This is a genomic window from Schlesneria paludicola DSM 18645 (assembly GCF_000255655.1).
Classification (GTDB): Bacteria; Planctomycetota; Planctomycetia; order Planctomycetales; family Planctomycetaceae; genus Schlesneria; species Schlesneria paludicola.
In genome coordinates this window covers 2233844-2251227 of the sequence record NZ_JH636434.1, presented here as the reverse complement: position 1 = coordinate 2251227, position 17384 = coordinate 2233844, and the positions used below count along the sequence as shown (strand labels likewise).

The 17384-nt window shown below is 56.3% G+C and carries 7 protein-coding genes; 5 read left to right on the top strand and 2 right to left on the bottom strand.

The genetic code is table 11. From position 1 onward, the window contains the following. Positions 1 to 119: 119 nt before the first annotated feature. A complete protein-coding gene (locus OSO_RS0111080; RefSeq protein ID WP_010583416.1) occupies positions 120 to 698 on the top strand; it encodes an isochorismatase family protein in 579 nt (192 codons plus the stop codon). A 138-nt stretch (positions 699 to 836) separates the two neighbouring features. On the opposite strand, the gene OSO_RS0111075 is transcribed toward OSO_RS0111080, so the two are convergent. Further along, entirely contained in the window at positions 837 to 3164 is a 2328-nt protein-coding gene (locus OSO_RS0111075; RefSeq protein WP_050986084.1) for a VIT domain-containing protein, read from the bottom strand. 267 nt (positions 3165 to 3431) lie between these two features. Between OSO_RS0111075 and OSO_RS0111065 the strand changes: the two genes are divergently transcribed. From OSO_RS0111065 to OSO_RS0111050, 4 genes are all read left to right on the top strand, one after another. Further along, positions 3432 to 3824 carry a GntR family transcriptional regulator gene (locus tag OSO_RS0111065; RefSeq protein WP_010583414.1) on the top strand — a complete coding sequence of 131 codons (393 nt, stop codon included), beginning with the start codon at positions 3432 to 3434 and terminating at the stop codon, positions 3822 to 3824. A 36-nt stretch (positions 3825 to 3860) separates the two neighbouring features. Beyond that, a complete protein-coding gene (locus tag OSO_RS47810) occupies positions 3861 to 4826 on the top strand; it encodes an ABC transporter ATP-binding protein (protein WP_010583413.1) in 966 nt (321 codons plus the stop codon). Further along, a complete protein-coding gene (locus OSO_RS0111055) occupies positions 4792 to 5463 on the top strand; it encodes a hypothetical protein (protein WP_010583412.1) in 672 nt (223 codons plus the stop codon). Before OSO_RS47810 ends, OSO_RS0111055 begins: the two co-directional genes overlap by 35 nt. Positions 5464 to 5666: 203 nt before the next feature. Next, on the top strand, positions 5667 to 7094 hold the full coding sequence (locus OSO_RS0111050) for a hypothetical protein (RefSeq protein ID WP_010583411.1): 1428 nt from the start codon (positions 5667 to 5669) through the stop codon (positions 7092 to 7094). Between the two features lie 911 nt (positions 7095 to 8005). On the opposite strand, the gene OSO_RS43065 is transcribed toward OSO_RS0111050, so the two are convergent. Further along, positions 8006 to 16981 (bottom strand): glycoside hydrolase family 94 protein, encoded by an 8976-nt coding sequence (locus tag OSO_RS43065; protein ID WP_010583409.1) that lies wholly within the window; start codon positions 16979 to 16981, stop codon positions 8006 to 8008. Positions 16982 to 17384 lie beyond the last annotated feature (403 nt).

The following is a 17384-nucleotide window of genomic DNA, read 5'->3' as shown; positions in this document are numbered from 1 at the left end:
CTGCCGAACGGCCCTCGCGCGTTGAGTCGCGATCCGAATCAGAATCGCGTTAGTAATTGAACGGGTAGCCGGGGCCGACGGCCACGCACGTCGTCTGCATTTGATCAAAGATCGCAATCATGAATCCACCAAGAAGCCACGAACTGCTCAGCCGTCGCTCAAGCCGACTGCTCGTTGTCGATGTCCAGGAAAAACTGGCAGCGGCCATGTCCTCGGACACACAGCAAGACTTGTTTGAATCGTGCCGATTTCTCTGTCAAGGTGCACAGATTCTGCAGGTCCCCGTCACCCTGACCGAGCAATATCCACAAGGGCTCGGCCCCACGGTTGCCTCGCTGATCGAATTCACCGAAACGCGGCACGCCAAGAAACGCTTCAGCGCGCTCGAATGCACCGGATGGCCCACCGCTGCGGAAGCGATCGATGATCGCTTCCAGATTGTGGTGGCCGGCATGGAGACCCATGTCTGTGTCCAACAGACGGTTCTTGATCTCCTCGCGGCGGGGTATCAGACGTATGTGGCCGTCGATGCGCTTGCGGCGCGAAATCAGCTCGACCACGAAATTGCCATTCAGAGGATGGCAAACTCGGGCGCGATTCTTACCACGGCCGAAAGCGTCATCTTTGAATGGTGCGAGACCGCTGATGCCGCGGAGTTCAAACAGATCAGCGCTCTGATCAAATCGCGAGCCACGTAATGGATCGCGCCCTGGCGGCCTGCCAAAAGTACGGGACTGGCTTCGTACCGATTTGCAAACGTCTTGACGTCGTGAACGCCAAGTTGCCAGTCCCTTGTGATTCCAACAGGCTGCAACGAGTGGATGTGCCACGCGATTTCACCGAATCAGAACAAGCTTTCCTCGAAGCTTGAGCAGCAGTTGCTCATCGTCCCCCTGCTGGCTGAGAATTTGGTTCTCGACGACGCTGTTCGCCTTGATGAGCGTAAAATAGGAATCGCTATACCGTTCGATGAACTCGATCTGACCTTTATCCCGCTCCAGATCGACTTCTGCTGTTTCCGTCGTCACGAGAATCTGCTTGCCGCCACCGGGTGACCGACGGAGATACACGCCCTGATTTCCATGCTGGCGCACGGTCCCCGCCGACGCAGCAGGATTTCCGGGGGGGCCTTGAGCCGGGCTCAAACGCGATCGTGAAGTCGCTGCGGACGAGGGCTGGCCCTGTGATTCAGCGACGAGCACCGGTGCGGCTGGCACAACGGAATTCGCCGCGTTCTGCAGCGACGACTTCAGGGAACGCTGGGTGACACCGGAAACACCCGACACGTCCTCCAGCTGCTGCAGATTCGTGTTGGTTCGTTTGAGGATTTCAAAACTGGTCACCGAGGGGCGTACCGTTTCGTCCGCCAAAAACGACGTGTAGGGGGTCAAAATCCCGTGCCTGGTCGAAAGCTCGACCAGTTCCTTAACGAGCTCGTCGTTCTTTCCCGACAAGTCGATTTGATCAATGATTTCACCGATACGCCGCAGACCCCAAAGTTTTTCGATGAACGCAAAGTTTTGGTCGTCGCTGACGGGATTCAGCATCGCCGAAAACTCGAAGGATTGAGGTTGGCCATTCACTTGTCCGTTGAGCTGCACGCGGGCGTGACCTGGATTCTGATACCGTCCCACGATCACCAGTTGTTGCCCTTCAAACAAATCGAACGTGCCATGAGGGTATGTGCGATTGACTGCGGGGCCATTCTCGGGCTTGAATCCGTCCAACTGAAACTGGACCGTCGCATTTGTCAGCACAGGGGAACTGATTCCGCGATAGACGGTGCTGACATGTGCCTCGATATCCTCATCAGGTCGCACAGACTCGGACAGCCCGAAGCCGTCTCGTGCGATTCGGTCGAGCAATCGAGCATTCACATCGTAGCCCACTCCGAATGTGAGAATCCGGGCGTGGACCTGATTTGCGGCCTTCGTGCTTTGGCACAGTTGCGCTTCGTTGACAACGCCGACTGTCGGCAACCCGTCGGTCAAAAACAGAACATAGTTCGGGACGCTGGTGTCCTTCAGTTGGCTGAGTGCCGTCGTCAGGGCTCCTTGAATGTTGGTTCCGCCGCCTGCGTGAAGGCCTTGTACAAAGCCCAGCGCCGCCCGACGTGTTTCGTCGTTGTATTTCTCCAATTCGGGCCGGAATGATTCCACAGTTCCGTCATAGGCAATGATGTTGAATAGATCCCCCTCGTGAAGATTATTCAGGACGAATCGCAATGCGGCGCAGGCCTGCTCAAACTTTTTTCCGCTCATGCTTCCCGATCGATCCACGACGAAAATTAATGTCTTTCTGATTCGCGTCGTGTCCGTCGATTTCACCTCGGGGCTGGCCAGCATCAGAAAATACCCGTCTTCATTCGCCTTCGGCTTGTAGCTGATGACATTCGCACCGACGGCCCCTTGGCCGACGTCAAACAAGAGTCGAAAATCGGTCACAGGGACATCGTTGGAGCGTGAGTAGGACACAACCGCATGCCGGGCATCCGTACGCTTGATGTCGACCGTCTGGGTCGGTGAATAAATGTTCTTCAGGTCAACGGTCGACTCGATCGCGATCCGGACTTCGACGTTTTCAATGGCTCGCGAGGTGTATTTGGCGGTGCTCAGGGGGAATGCAAAGTCTGTCAGGCCATGATCTTTCTTCAGTAACTGATTGTAGTTCAGTGTCACGACCCGTTCCGTCCCGACTGGCACGGGAAACACCCGCGTCTGGAACAGTCCAGATCCGATCCATTCGAGCAGAGCAGGGTCTCGATTGGATCGCACGATCGATTCGTAAATCGACCGCGCTTCGGTCGCTGGCAGCAATCGACCTGACCACTCTTTACCGTCAACGAGCAGTGTGAGTTGATCAATCGCGCTTTCGTATGGAAGAGGAAACAGAAACTGAACTTCCATCGGACTGGTGCCAGTATTCGCAAATGTTTGCGAGACCTGCACCCGAGCAACTTGATCGACGATTCGTGCGTCGACACGCAGTTGCTTGATCTTGTACGAACCGCTGACAGGCGGACGAAAGGGCGCGTGCCCCGTGTTCAAGGCGGGCCGTGGCAAGGAAACCGGTTTGTCCGGTGCGATAAGCACTCCCTGCGCATCGAGAACCGAGTTCAAGCACCCGAAGAGCCAGGTCAAGGCGATGACGAATCGACGCATCATGCGATCCCTTTAGAATGGAGCCACATTCTCGACTGGACAGAGGAAGTCGAATTGAATGCCAGGACATGTTGGTCGTCGAGCAAGCTCGGACGCCGCCATCTTCGACGGCAATCCGCCGAAAAAAGTTCCCGCGACAGTCTGAATTTGGCGCCACATTCGAATTGCGATTCCCAGATCTCGCCGTGATAAAGTCAAAATACGACGAGACGTCTTGACATCGCGTCTGATAACTGTACTATCTGAGTTAGTACAGAAGGAGTCGTGACTATGGACTTCAGTGTTGATGCGGCAAGCCGGACGCCAATCTACCGGCAACTTGCAGAACAGATTCGATCGGCGATTGCACGAGGGCGGTTGCAGCCGAACGCCCGCTTGCCCTCGGTTCGCGATTTGTCGCGGCGATTGGTCATCAATCCGAACACGGTCGCTCGAGTTTATACGGAATTGGAACGCGACGGCTTGCTGACCACGCGGCATGGTCTTGGTGTCTTCGTCGCACCGTACGGAAGCGACTTGACGAAAAAGGCCCGCCGGGAACGACTGGTCGCGTTGTTGGATGGCTTCTTCACCGAGGCCGTGCTTTTGGGGTTCACTGCAGACGAAGTCCGGGAACTCGTCAACGAGCGAATTGCGCAGTTTCAGTGGCAGGCGGGAGTGTAATCGACGGAGTTCGCGGATCTTTGCGAGAGACAGCTCATGTCTGATGAAAATCGTTCTGACGCGATTGTGATTGAACATCTATCGAAGGCCTACGGTCCCAAATGGGCCGTGCGTGACTTGAATCTGCGGATTCCGTCCGGCTGCGTCTACGGGTTTCTTGGTCGCAACGGGGCCGGGAAATCCACCACGATCAAGATGCTGACGGGAATGGCACCGCCGGACGCAGGGCGAGTCTTGTTGCTGGGCGAAGACATCACCTCCCTGTCGCCGCAGACGCGGTCGCGCATCGCATATATGGCAGAAGGCCATCCGCTGTATTCCTGGATGACCATCGGACAGATCGTGCAGTTCACGCGTCCGTTCTACGAGAACTGGGATCAGTCGCTCGTCGATCAGATTCTCGATCACTTCGAATTATCGCGAAAACAAAAGTGTGGCCGCCTATCCCGTGGACAGCAGGCGCAGGTCTCGCTCGCTCTGGCCATGGCGCCCGATCCAGAACTCTTGATTCTGGATGATCCCACGCTCGGTCTCGATACGGTCGTGCGACGCGATTTTCTCGAAGCGCTCATTCAACTGATCCAAAGTCGCGGCCGTACCATCTTTTTCAGTTCACACGTGCTAGGTGATGTTGAACGTGTCGCCAACCGGATTGGGATCATGATGGGTGGGGTGTTGCGCGTTGATTGTCCGACCGAAACGTTCCGCGAATCGGTTCGTAAGGTCGTCCTTGGATTTGACACTGATCCGCCGGATTTCCCCGAATGCGCCGGACTGGTGAACTGGCGACGCGTTGGCCTGGAATTGGAGCTCGTCGTCGTCGAGTGGGGCCCGACGCAGCAAGCGATCGCCGATTCGCTCGAACCTCGCTGGATCGACGTGACGACGCTCAATCTGGAAGACGCCTTTATCGAATACACGCGTGGAAACAAGCGTTCAATGCCGCTCTTTAACAGGGAGACGAACCGTGTGGACAGCACTGTTGTCGAAAGAACTGCGTGAGCTCTCTCTCTACGCGGGCTTGGCACTTTTAGTTCAAATTCATTTCCTGGGCGCGGCGATGGATCTGCCGTTGATTCCCTACTTTTCTGAAGGCCGCGGAAATGAAATTCCCTTTCTGCCTGCCTACTACGGTTCAAACGCCGAGTCGAATTTTTGCGCGACGGCAGTCATCGCCGCGATCGCATTCGGCCTGCACCAGTCCATTTGGGAAACCTGGCGGCAAACGACGCTATTTCTTCTGCATCGCCCGATGCCTCGAAGGCAACTGCTGTATGGAAAAATGCTCGCGGGTCTGCTGCTGATCCTGGCGGTGACGGCACTGCCATTGCTTGTGTATAGCCTGTGGGCTGCCACACCGGGAACACATGCCAGCCCCTTCTTTTGGGGAATGACCGAGGGCTGGTGGCGGACGATCGGCCTTGCTGTGGTGTGTTACTTGGGTGCGTTCCTGACGGGAATCAGGCCTGCCTACTGGATCGGCTCGCGCTCCTGGCCCCTCATCACCGCCCTCGTGGCGGCGCTGGGTTTGAGGTTTGCGCCGATCTGGCCGTCTGTCGCCTATCTCGGTTTCGGCGTGCTGGCGGCGGGACTTTTAGTTTCCATTCTCGAGACGGCACAGAGTCGCGAATACCCCTGATCGTAACCGTTCACAGACCGGGGACTGGCTCATTTTCCCGTGGTAAAGGGAAGGCTTACCCTAGTTGATGCACTGTGGATTCCAATCGTACCGGGAAAATGTGCCTGTCCCCCTCTCTTCTGGCTGTGAACGGTTACCCCCTGATTCCACAGAACGGGCGAGTGCCTCAATCCCGAATGCTTTCCGTGTGAAGGAAACGTCAAATGAATCGCTCATGGCTGTCTTCAATCCTGATGTACCTCTGGCTGACGATCGGCTTTGCGATGGTTCATGTGGTAATTGCGCTCTGGGGCATCGCCGTGGTCCGATTCATCGCTCCTGATCAAACCAGCTTTGAAACCATCAGGATTTCCAAGGACGGTGAGCCGATCATCCAAACCTATGCCAATCGCAATCAGGATATTTCTTTTCGACGGATGGATGGTTCGCCCATCGTCAATACTTTGGGGCTTGAAACGACCCTTTTGGGCGGAATCAGCCTGACTCGTTTTGATTCTGGCTCGCCGGCAGATTGGAGAAATCGGATTGATTCTTTCCACGATTTCCAAAAGCCCGCGACATCGTGGTATCTCGTTGTCGAGCCCAATCGAAATCAAACGGCGTACTTCATTGGATATCAAGCACGATCGAGAACACTGGTCGGATTCATTGGCATTCATGGATTCTCGTCGACCCGCCCGCCGGAATCGGAATCATTTCGCTTAGAGCGAATGAAATCCGGATTGTCGGGGGCATCCGTGATTGCCAGTCAGAAGCTACATTACGATCCGCAAGTTTATGAACCTTCCGAATTTTACTATGAACGTCAGTATGTCCCACTCGACAATGCCGATCCCGATTTGGTCTGGTTGTTTGCAGAGGGGACGCTGTATGAGATTCACCTGGGAGATCGGAGTGTCCGGACAATTTTCGAAGACCGCTCCAATGTAACGGGGATGTTTCGATCAACGCGGAAAAATGGCGACACGACCACTCTCGAGATCTTCTGCCGGGCCAATGACGAGTTGTTGCAACTCGATCCGCAGACCCGGGAGCTCAAATCGATGCCACTCGCTCCCGCACCGGCGGGGGCATGGGAAACGATGTATAAATTGCCGGATGGGCGAAAGGTGTTCGTCTACTCACCGCAGCAAACCGTCTTCGATCATCCCGAAGACTGTCGAGTTGTCTGGATCAAGCCCGATGGCCTGATTGAACGTGAGGTCGAGCTGAAACTGCACGGCTACCACGCCGTCGATGCGCAGATCTTTCAGTCCATGGCGAGCTTAGTTTGTCCGGCGCCGATTGTTGCTTGGGGAGCCCAGGTTGCCGCTCCAATATTCCTGCCGCAAGAGATCGGCAAGACTCAGACTTACTTAGAGCGATCTGCGGATTTCGCGCATGCGTTTCAAGTTTGGCTTGCCACCTCAACGATTGTCGGGCTGATTGCTGGATGGGCCTGTCGACGCCGAGAAGTGGGCGTGTTTCACAACAAGAACTGGTTCTGGCCGATCCTGATCGGCATCAGCGGATGGTTCGGCTGGGTGGGATACATATTTATGCGACCACTTCCTGCGCGACTTCCCGACGGATCGTGGCTGCCCAAGGAGCCAACCCCCGCACCACCGCTGGGCATCGAAATCTTCGCCTGATCGCCCGCCCATAACATTGCTGAAGTAACGGGGACTGGCTCCGATCAGATCAAAAAACGTCACGATGTCATGACGACCAAAGTGCCGGCCCCCCTTTACTTCAACAGACTGCGAATCGCGCGTCCACAAGACTGTGTCCACATCCTCAGCCCATCGGGTCTTCCAAACCATTGGAACATTGGTCTGATTTGGTCCTGACACAATCGGCGGGGGCGGTAAGATTGACGACCGTTCACACGATGTGAACCCTCACGAAATTCAGTCGACCTCAACTCGGCTGTCAATTCGGGGCGCAATGATCCCTCAAGCTGATTCTCCGTCCGAAGGTGGACACCCATGCCGACATTCATCGCGAACCGAACCAATGCGGCATCGACGGAGTTGAGTCCTGCGCAGCTGCAGGTCCAGACAAGTTTCAGGTGTCAAAGTACTCCCAAGAACGACCTCGGAAGCCAGATGATCAAAGCGATCAAGAGGCTCAATCGCAAAAAAATGAATGAGCAGACTTAAGTACTGACGAGACAATGCGATAAAGGGCAAGGAGATCAAGACGATCAAAGTGCTCAATTTTTGGGGGAGGGGACGGCTGATCTTTGGCAACAAATTAATAAAAACAGCGACGTACGCGCTGCGGCGCGATTTGACGACCGCACGTGCGACTTCGTTGTCACGATGAAGAATGCGGGGCGCGCAGGATGAACGAAACGTCCCGGTTCCGATTTCACCCTCCTCTGGCCTGAACTCGAATCGTTCGCAGGCCGGGGACTGGCTCATTTTCCTGCGGCAAAGGGAAGGATGACCCAAGCCGAAGTAGTGTGGATTCCAATTGAACCGGGAAAATGTGCCTGTCCCCACCTTCGTCCTGTAAACGGTTACGCCGGTACTTTCTTCGTACTGGACATGGCGATTTCCTACGAGTGATGCGTGACGACATCTTTTCCAGTCGGGTCTTGCCCATCCTGGAGAGAACGATGCCATCCATTCGCCGATACGGTGTCGGCCTGCCCGTCGCTGACTTGTCCGGACTGCTCTGCGATTTTTGAAGGATCGCGGTCCACGGCTTGTGCTCGATCCAACGGAATCATCTCATTGGGGGCGAACAGAGTTCTGTCGAGTCCCAGGCGAATTTCATAGGCACCGTCGGACAGGCGTGTGATCTTAAAATCCCATGACTTCGAGTCTCGTCGCACGCTCAGTTCAAAGTGATCCCAGTTGCTTGGAAGTTTTGGCGAGAACCTCACCGACTGCCCGTGCTGTTCAAAGCCCAAAATGAACTCAATCGCGGCACGATACAGCCATGAGGCCGAACCGGTATACCAGGTCCATCCACCGCGACCGACATGTGGTGCGACACCGTAAACATCCGCCGCAACAACATACGGTTCGACTTGATATCGATGCACATCGTCTTGGGTCAGGGCATGGTTGATCGGATTGACGAGCTCGAACACCTTGGCCGCACGCTCGCCATCGTTAAGCAGTGTGAGAGCCTGAATCAACCAGGTGGCAGAATGAGTGTACTGTCCTCCGTTCTCGCGAATCCCTGGTACGTATCCTTTGATGTAACCAGGATCGAGACTCGACGTGTTGAACGGCGGCGTAAACAGCAGAACCAGCCCCTCTTGCCAGCGGACAAGCCGCTTCATCACCGACTCAACCGCCTGTCGCGAACGGGCGGGATCGGCGTCAGCGATGACAGACCAGGTCTGTGCAATCGAGTCAATCTGGCATTCGTCATTCTGAGCCGATCCAAGAGGCGTTCCATCATCGAAGTACGCGCGTCGATACCATTCCCCGTCCCATGCATTTTCTTCCAATGCGTTTCGAAGTTCCGCCGAGCGATGTTTCCACGCGTCCGCGCGATCGGTGTCACCGCGTGATTCCATCAAGGGAATGAACCGATCGAGAATCACCAGCAGGAACCAGCCCACCCAGACGCTCTCGCCTCGACCTTCTTCTCCCACTTTGTTCATCCCGTCGTTCCAGTCGCCACAGCCCATCAGCGGCAGGCCGTGAACGCCCAGACGGAATCCACGCTCGATCGCTCGTCGACAATGCTCGTACAAACTCGCCCGCTGTGACGAGACCGAAGGAATCTCGTACCGCTCTTGTTCGTGGGGTTCCAGGAGTGGTGACGTCAAGAACGATGCGTCTTGGTCAAGAATCGAATGATCGCCCGTCACGGTCAGGTAGTGGCAGACGACGAACGGCATCCACAGCAGGTCATCCGAGAATCGCGTACGCGTTCCGCGGCCCTCGGGTGGATGCCACCAGTGCTGAACATCTCCTTCTTCGAATTGGCGTGACGCGGCCGTCAGAATGTGATGCCGGGCAAGTGCCGGCTGAGAATAGACCGCCGCCATCGTGTCCTGGAGCTGATCTCGGAACCCGTAGGCGCCGCCCGCCTGATAGTAGGCCGATCGCCCCAGAATTCGGCAACTGATCGTCTGATACAACAACCACCGGTTGACAATCAGATCAAACGCGCGATCAGGGGTCTTGATCTCGATCGTTTCCAGCGTTTCGTTCCAACGAGACACAGTTTCGTCGCACGCCTGTCGGATTGCCGTCGTGCTGTTGTAGCGATCCAGCAGTGATCCTGCCGCCGTGAGATTCTCTGCCGCACCCAATAGGAAGACGAGTTGGATTTCTTGTTGCGGACCCAGACGGATCGATGCTTGAACCGCGCCACAAGGGTCGAGCCCCGCGCCCGTACGTCCCGACAACTTACCAAGTCCCACCGCAACCGGATGAGTCGGAGTGCCGTTTCGGCCGATAAATTCCGTACGATCGCCCGTCCAGGAACGGTCCTGGTGCATGACTTGCAGGAACGCAGCCTGTTCGGGCAATTCGGGATGGTAGGCGTTCGTCGCCATCAGCGCACCCGACTTTTCGTCGATCGACGTGACCACGTGCATCTGGGTGTCTTCGCGACAAACGCCCAGGACCCATTCGACGTAATAGGTTGCCGACAATCGGCGGAACTGATCACGTTCGTTGCGTAGCGTCAAGACGATGAATTTGATCGACTCGTCAGGAGCCGTCGTGACAAGGACATCTTGTGAGAGTCCGTTCGAGCGATGCACGAACCGTGTGTAACCCTGGCCGTGTTGCACCCAATGGTCGTTGTTGTCACGTTTCACACCCGCCATTGGGGAAAAGATTTCTCCCGAGTCGAAGTCGTAAAGGTACAGGGCTTCACTCATCGTGTCGCTGACGGGATCATTCACCCAGGTCGTCAGCTTGTTTTCACGACTGTTTCCAAACCAGGTGTAACCACCTCCCGACTCGGTCACGAGGCAGCCGAACTTGGGGTTCGCCATGACGTTCGACCAGGGCATGGGTGTCGATTGGTGTCGATTGAGACAAATGTGGTACTCGCGCCCGTCTCGTGCGAATCCTCCGTACCCGTTCCAGAACTCTAATTCGTTCGTGGGAATCGTTTCGAATCGATGAGCACCCGAGATTCGAATTCCATCGGTGCTGAAGGGCTCGACGCTCGGCGCTGGAGTCCGGGCGGCACCACCGGCAAGCACCGAATTCTCGAGACGAATATTGGCGGACTTCGGCGTTGCCGGTGTCGTTCCCACTTCAATTTGTTTGGAGAACGGTCCTCGATCACCAAACAAAACGACCGAGGCTGCAGCTTCGAGCAATGTCTTGTCTTCCGCGGCGATCTGGGCACCGCGTAAGATGAAGACGTATCCGGGCTTTTCATCAAGTCGGATTTGCAGCTGCTGCATCAACTCCACAAGCTGATCTTGCATCGCGTCGAGGTAGCTGCCGGGGAAATCGTTGACGATGACCAGTTCCGACTTCAGCCCACGTCCCCTCCAATACTGGTGGGCTCCGACGGCTTCGCGGACCAGGTCAATCTGCTCGGGCTTCGTGACATACACCACCATCATGGGCACGGCGCCCGAAATGCCGTACCGCCAAAGTCCGCGCTGCCCCAGTCGATTTTGTTGCAATCGTTCCGCGGCAGGCCGTCGAGTGCGGTCTGGATACAGCATCGCCGAGGCAAGGCGTTGATACTGATGCATCTTGGCCGCGGAAAGGTGAAGGTGCCGAAGTTCTACCTGCGAATAGGCCCATGCCAGTTCAAAGCCACGCTGCACGCCGCGTGATTCGTGGTACTGATCGGCCAGAATGATGGCCTCTTCTCGAGTCGCGGCGATCGATGTGGTGAATGCCACCGAAATCGATTCGTCTGGCGGAATGGTCACTCGGCAGCGCAACGAGAAGATTGGATCGAGCACGGCCCCGACAGTTCCTGACAGGTCGGTGTCGGGATCAAGTGCCGCAGGCGACTGCGGGGTGCGTCCTCGGCCAAGAAAGGTTTGCCGGCTAGTTTCGTACTGAATTGTTGCCATGACCTCCGAACTTGCCGACAAGGCATGAACCGCAAAAATCGGCGGCTGCTTTGCATCGCGGGGACGACGTCGTGCCAGTAGCGCCGCCTTGTCGGCGACGTATTCTGTTTCGATGAACAACTTTTGAAACGAGGAATGCGACAGGTCGGCATTCGGTTCCACCAGCGAGACTTCCGCATAGCTGGTGACCTCGATCTCGCGCGGTGCCGGCCCTGTGTTCGTAATCTTCAGTTGCCGCATTTCGGAATTGTTTTCCGGCGAAACGGCAATTTCGAGGTGGGTGTCGATGAATCCGTCGCGGCGGAAGAACTCGGCCTTGTCGATGGAGTAAATCGCTTCGTATCGTGTCGGCTCGACGCATGTGGGCTGGTAGGTCGCGGACCAGACGTCGTCGGTTCCAAGATCACGCAAATAAAGGAATTGCCCCCAGTGATCTCGTGTGGCGTCCGAACGCCAGCGTGTGACGCCCAGCGACTGATGCTGGCTGTAGCCGCCACCGGTGCTCGTCACCATGACATGGTACTGCCCGTTCGACAACAGTTGCAGTCGGGGAACGGCAGTGGCCACACCAACAATGCGGCGACTGACCATGTCGGATTCAATTTGATGTTCTGGCGCGGGCGTTTGTTCGTCAGCATGCGCTTCCAGTTTTGGCATCGTGATCGGAGTACGTTCCTGCAGCAGCAACTCTGTGGCGCGGACCAATGGATGATCGTGGAATCGTCGCCGGGTATCGCTTCCCTTCAGGAAATTGCCCAGGGACAACAGGCTCATTCCCTGGTGGTGAGCCATATAGCAGCGGACGACGATGGCTCGTTTTCCGGCGGGAACGCGTTCGGGCGTGTAGTCCAGTGATTCGTAGTAACCCCACAGTCCAAGTCCGCCTTCACGACGAATCCGCTGCAGATTCGACACGCAACCATGCGAATCGAAATCGAGGGCGAGCAATGTCGAGTAGGGTGAAATCACAAGATCTTTGGATAAGCCGCGCTTAAGCCCCAGCCCTGGTACGCCAAACGAACGATAGTGATAGTCACTGTTCGCCGCCAAGGCACCGAAGGCGCACTCCGAAATGCCCCATGCGACGCCTCGTTGTCGTCCGTACTCTTTCTGCCGCGCCACCGCGGCACGGCAGCTTTGGGCCAGAATCGAATCCGTATACGTCTTCTGAAAAAGATGAGGCATCAGATATTCGAACATCGTGCCGCCCCACGACAGAAGCGACAGCTGCCCCGCCGCAAACGTCATTTGCCGGCCCAGTCGGAACCAGTGACGTGACTCGACATCGCCCTTGGCGATTGCGAGGAAGCTTGCGAGCCGTGCTTCGGAACACAGCATGTCATAGTGCGATCCATCCAGCCGTCCCGTCTCCATGTTGTATCCAATGGAGAACAACTTTCGTTGGGGGTTGAACAGCACGCCGAAATCCATCGCCATCGCGAGCGTTTCCGATTGGGCTGCGACCGAACGCAATCGATGGTCTAGTGATTCCGCGAAATCGGCGCCCTCTCGGATGTGGTTGGTAAGTTCAGCAAGCCAATCCAGAGACTGCTGGCGGTTCTCGGCCACGACGCGGGTTTCGATGATGTTTCGAAGTTCGTCCAGCACCGGCCGGACTTTTTCGAGAAGCTGCTGCACGTCGATTGGCGATCTCGCCGCGGAAAGCTGCTTCCACAACGTTTCACTGATCGATTCGCATTCCGAGTCGACGGGCAGCCATCGCAATCGATGCTGTGCTCCTTCGTCCGTTGGGGTTGAAGTGACGATGTCTGCCTGCAATTGAGGAAGCCATGGATAGAAAGCTTCGATTTCCTGGCTGATATTCGTCAGCCAATCGAGCAACAACCGAACCTGCGACAACAGGGCTGGGCTCGTGCCGTGCAACGCAATCGAGAGTGGCTCAAGCTTCTCCGCAATTTGCGGACGTATGGTTTGCCAGTGCTGTGCCGCGAGAAGCCATTGCCGTGGATCGTTCGCGAAATGGAATTTCGCAATCTGTAGTTGTGACAAGACGTTTGCGAAATGTTGCCACGCATCGTGGGTTCGCTTGTCCGCAGTCAGTTCAAGCTGTTCGGCGGATTCAATGATCATGGCGACCGTGTCTTCCACGCCCGCTTGCAGGAATGCGTCGACGATCGGAGCGCGGCGCAGTTCTTCGACTCCACGTTCAATCGTCAGCAAACACGCGGCGAGATTGCCGCTGTCGACGGTTGAAACATAGCGCGGGAGCAATGCCTCCAGTGTGGCGGTGTCGTACCAGTTGTAAAAGTGTCCTTCGTATCGATCAAAGGTTTGCCATTGCGCCAGATTCCGCTCCCAGATTTCCACGAGCGAGCTGATCGAGAGATATCCAAAGTCGCGAGCGACAAGACCCGAAACGAGGTACAGCCCTTCGTTGGTGGGCGAGATTCGATGTGCAATTTTTTCTTCGGGATATTCCTGGATGTTGTCAGGCGGAAGCCAATGATCGCGCGGTCCAACATATGTTTCAAAAAAGGCCCAGATGCGACGAGCATCCGTTCGCAACTGGCGTCGATCACCGACGGCCAACGCGGATTCTTCTCGCACCCGAGGTGGTCGATCCAACCAACGCAGCAGCAATGGCGATACGAGCCACGGCGCCAGGAATGGAAGGGCTCCCGCGAGCGCCTCTGGCCTCAGCAGGAACGCGATCCCAAGCGTGACTCCTGGTACGAGCCCCCACTGCAACAGAGAGGCTTTCCTTTTCTGGGCAAGCTGTCGTTCGACATCTGCCGCAGTGGCCCACTCCAGCAGCTTGTGATGAGAGACGGTCATTCGGAACAGAGTGCGTACGATGGCATCCACCATCGACCACGCCTTCAAGGGCAAGAACGAGGTCAGTAGAAATGTCTGAAGCGAAGACCGCTTCAGGTCTTTCCAGATCACCTGCAGATAGTCAGAGACTGCAGAATTTCGCGGCCAGCTTCGAAGCGCCATCGCGAATTGGGCCAGCATGGGGAATGCGAGGATCAACATTCCCCCGCCTGTGATCATCCAGGCGGCCCGAGGCAACGCGAACCAGCCCGTCAGCAGGAACAGCATCAGCGAAGGTGCGACCAGACTGCGTCGCAAATTGTCGAAGATCTTCCATCGTGACAAGAACGACAAGCGATTCGCCCGCCATCCATGGGCCCAGGGAACGAAGGGCAGCAGCCACGTCGCGATCTGCCAATCGCCACGAACCCAGCGATGCTGGCGTTTCACATCCGCTTCGTATTTTGCGGGATAGTTGTCGAAGAGTTCGATATCGGAAACGAGACCCACGCGCGCATGACAACCTTCAATCAAGTCATGACTGAGGATTTGGTTCTCGGGAAACGCGTCGGCAAGGGCCTGCTCGAAGGTATCGACTTCGTAGATTCCCTTGCCCGTAAAGCTGCCTTCGCCAAACAAATCCTGATACACGTCAGAGGCGCATGTGGAGTACGGGTCGAGTCCCGGATTGTTTGCGAAAACCTGCGCGAACCGTGAGTTGTCGGCACTCGCCAGATTGACGGTGACACGCGGCTGCAATACGACATAGCCCGAAGTGACGCGATGCGTTTCGGAATTGAAGACGGCAACGTTCAGCGGGTGGGCGAGCGTTTCAATCATACGCCGCGCGGCATCATGAGGCAGTGTGGTGTCTGCATCCAACGTGATGACGTAACGCGTGCGCCCACGCCCCGATTCAGGCAGAAGTCGTTTCAGGTCCCCTTCCTGAACGACAAAACTCGTCCCGTCGTGGCCGCGCAACAGGCGGTTGAACTCCATTAACTTTCCGCGTTTTCGTTCCCACCCCATCCAGGTGCGTTCCTGTTCATTCCACTTCCTGGCACGGTGGAAGAGAAAGAACGGACCCCGTTCATGGATGGCGTGCTTTGCATTTAATTCTTGAATGCCAGTGCATGCCTGGGCAAGCAGGGCCGCGTCCGATGGCAAGACTTCCTGAGCAGCGTCTGGGAAGTCAGACAGCAGTGCGAACGACAATGCAGGATCGGGATTCGCAAGGTAGTGCATCTCGAGACGCTGGAGCAGCGATTTGACTTCGCCGCGACGTGACAGCATGCACGGGACCACGACAATGCTCTGATGGCCGGCGGGAATGCCGGTGCTGAAATCGAGTTTTGGCAGCAACCTGGGACGAAGCCAGCTCGTGACGAGCGTGTTCATCAGACCGACGGCCAATTCGCTGGCGGGCAAAATCGCCAGAAGGCCCACAAGGGCGAACCAAAGCGGGGTCACACCAGGAGAGCGCAATTGCCAGAGGCCTGCGGCGATCACCGCGATCATCAAGACCGCAATGCCGCCCTGATACGTCAAGACCGGGTGGCGTTTCAGCCAGCGCGACGGCAACGAGACGAACTTGGGACGATAGTGGATCGATTTTTCAAGTTCATCCAGTCCTCGGTCCACCAGCCAATAGCCGACGTGTGATCGCGTGTCGGTTTGAAAATCATGCTTCTCGGCGAGTTTCACAGCCGTCTCGGCCACCTGTGCTTCGGTCAGGTTGCAGCCTTCCGTCAGGTCTTCGACGACATGCCGATATCGGTCCCGACTTTCGAAATCCATGCGGCCGTAAATACCCGCCGGATCAGATCGAAGAATCTGTTCCGATAAATTGGTGCGCTCGAAAAACGACACCCAATCGATGGCGGTGATCAACCGCATACTGGTGATGACGTTGCCAATCGAGACCTGACTGCTGGCTTGCCGCTGATGTTCCAAGTGGACGGTTTGTTGGATCGTCAAATCATGGCGGGCAAGGCCGCGTTCCAGCTCGCGAATCCGTTCCAGATTCGACGCGCCATCCTGTTGAAGCTTGTCGATCAGGTGGAAAATCAGACTGCGGCACTCGTCAATCGGTGAGAGATTAAAAGGGCAGCTTTCGCCTTCGGGCCAGGTTTCCAGAATTTGACTGGCCATCCGCTCGCTGGCGTGACTGCAGAGCATTTGAGCCGCAATGCGGCGCAGATTCTCGGTCAGTACCAATCGCAACATGATCGGCACAGCCCAGATTTCGCCCATCGAGAGGGCGGCAACCGTCTGAAACTCATTGACAAAACGGACAATGCTCTCTTCGTCCAAGACACTGTCGGTGTGCATCACCAACTCAACGGCCAGTGCATAGACACGCGGTTCGCCAGATGCCGTTTTGGGAAGTTCGCGAAAGTATCGTCGCGGCAAATCGTCGCGAATCTCACGGAGTTGCTCTTCAACAACGTAGAAGTTATCGAGCAGCCACTCGGCTTCGGGCTGTAGCTCCAAGCCCTCACGTGCGCCTGCGGCAACGATCGCGATTGAATCACGAAGGAATTCTGCGTTGTCGGCATAACGTTTGAAGAATCCTGGGGCCCCGCGATGGGATGTCTTGCATTTCAAGAGCACCGCCAAGTCGCGCGCGTGCGCGGCCAAGTGATCGCCGCTGTAGGCCTCGGCGCGCAGTGGTTTCTCTGCATCCCGAAAACGCCAGGCGTCAGGGGTCTTGTGTTTTGACTTCAGCTTTACAGCCATACGAACGAGCCCTGAGGATAATCTTGCAAGTACCAGACACAGCACCGAATTCAGTGTCCCTTACCGCGGCTTGACGAGTTCACGTTCCAGCGGCCACGGTGCTGAGTTGAAGACAATCGAACTCGCACGATGGAGTGCCATCCGCAAGGATGCGTCATTGACAGGAACGCGTTTTCCGAGCGGATCGCCATGCCTTCGCAGAGGGACCTCGGTAGGGCTACTTCGATCACGTGGTGAAGGTGGTGAAGGTGGTGAAGCAGATCGTGTTTGGGGGGCCATTCGTTTTTGCATTCTGAAATTTCCAAACCAAATGGGAATCCTGGAATCAGCGACACGTCTAACTAGGCGAATCGCGTGCCGAACCCGAATCGATGAGCGTGAATGGAACGCGAGATTCCCCGAA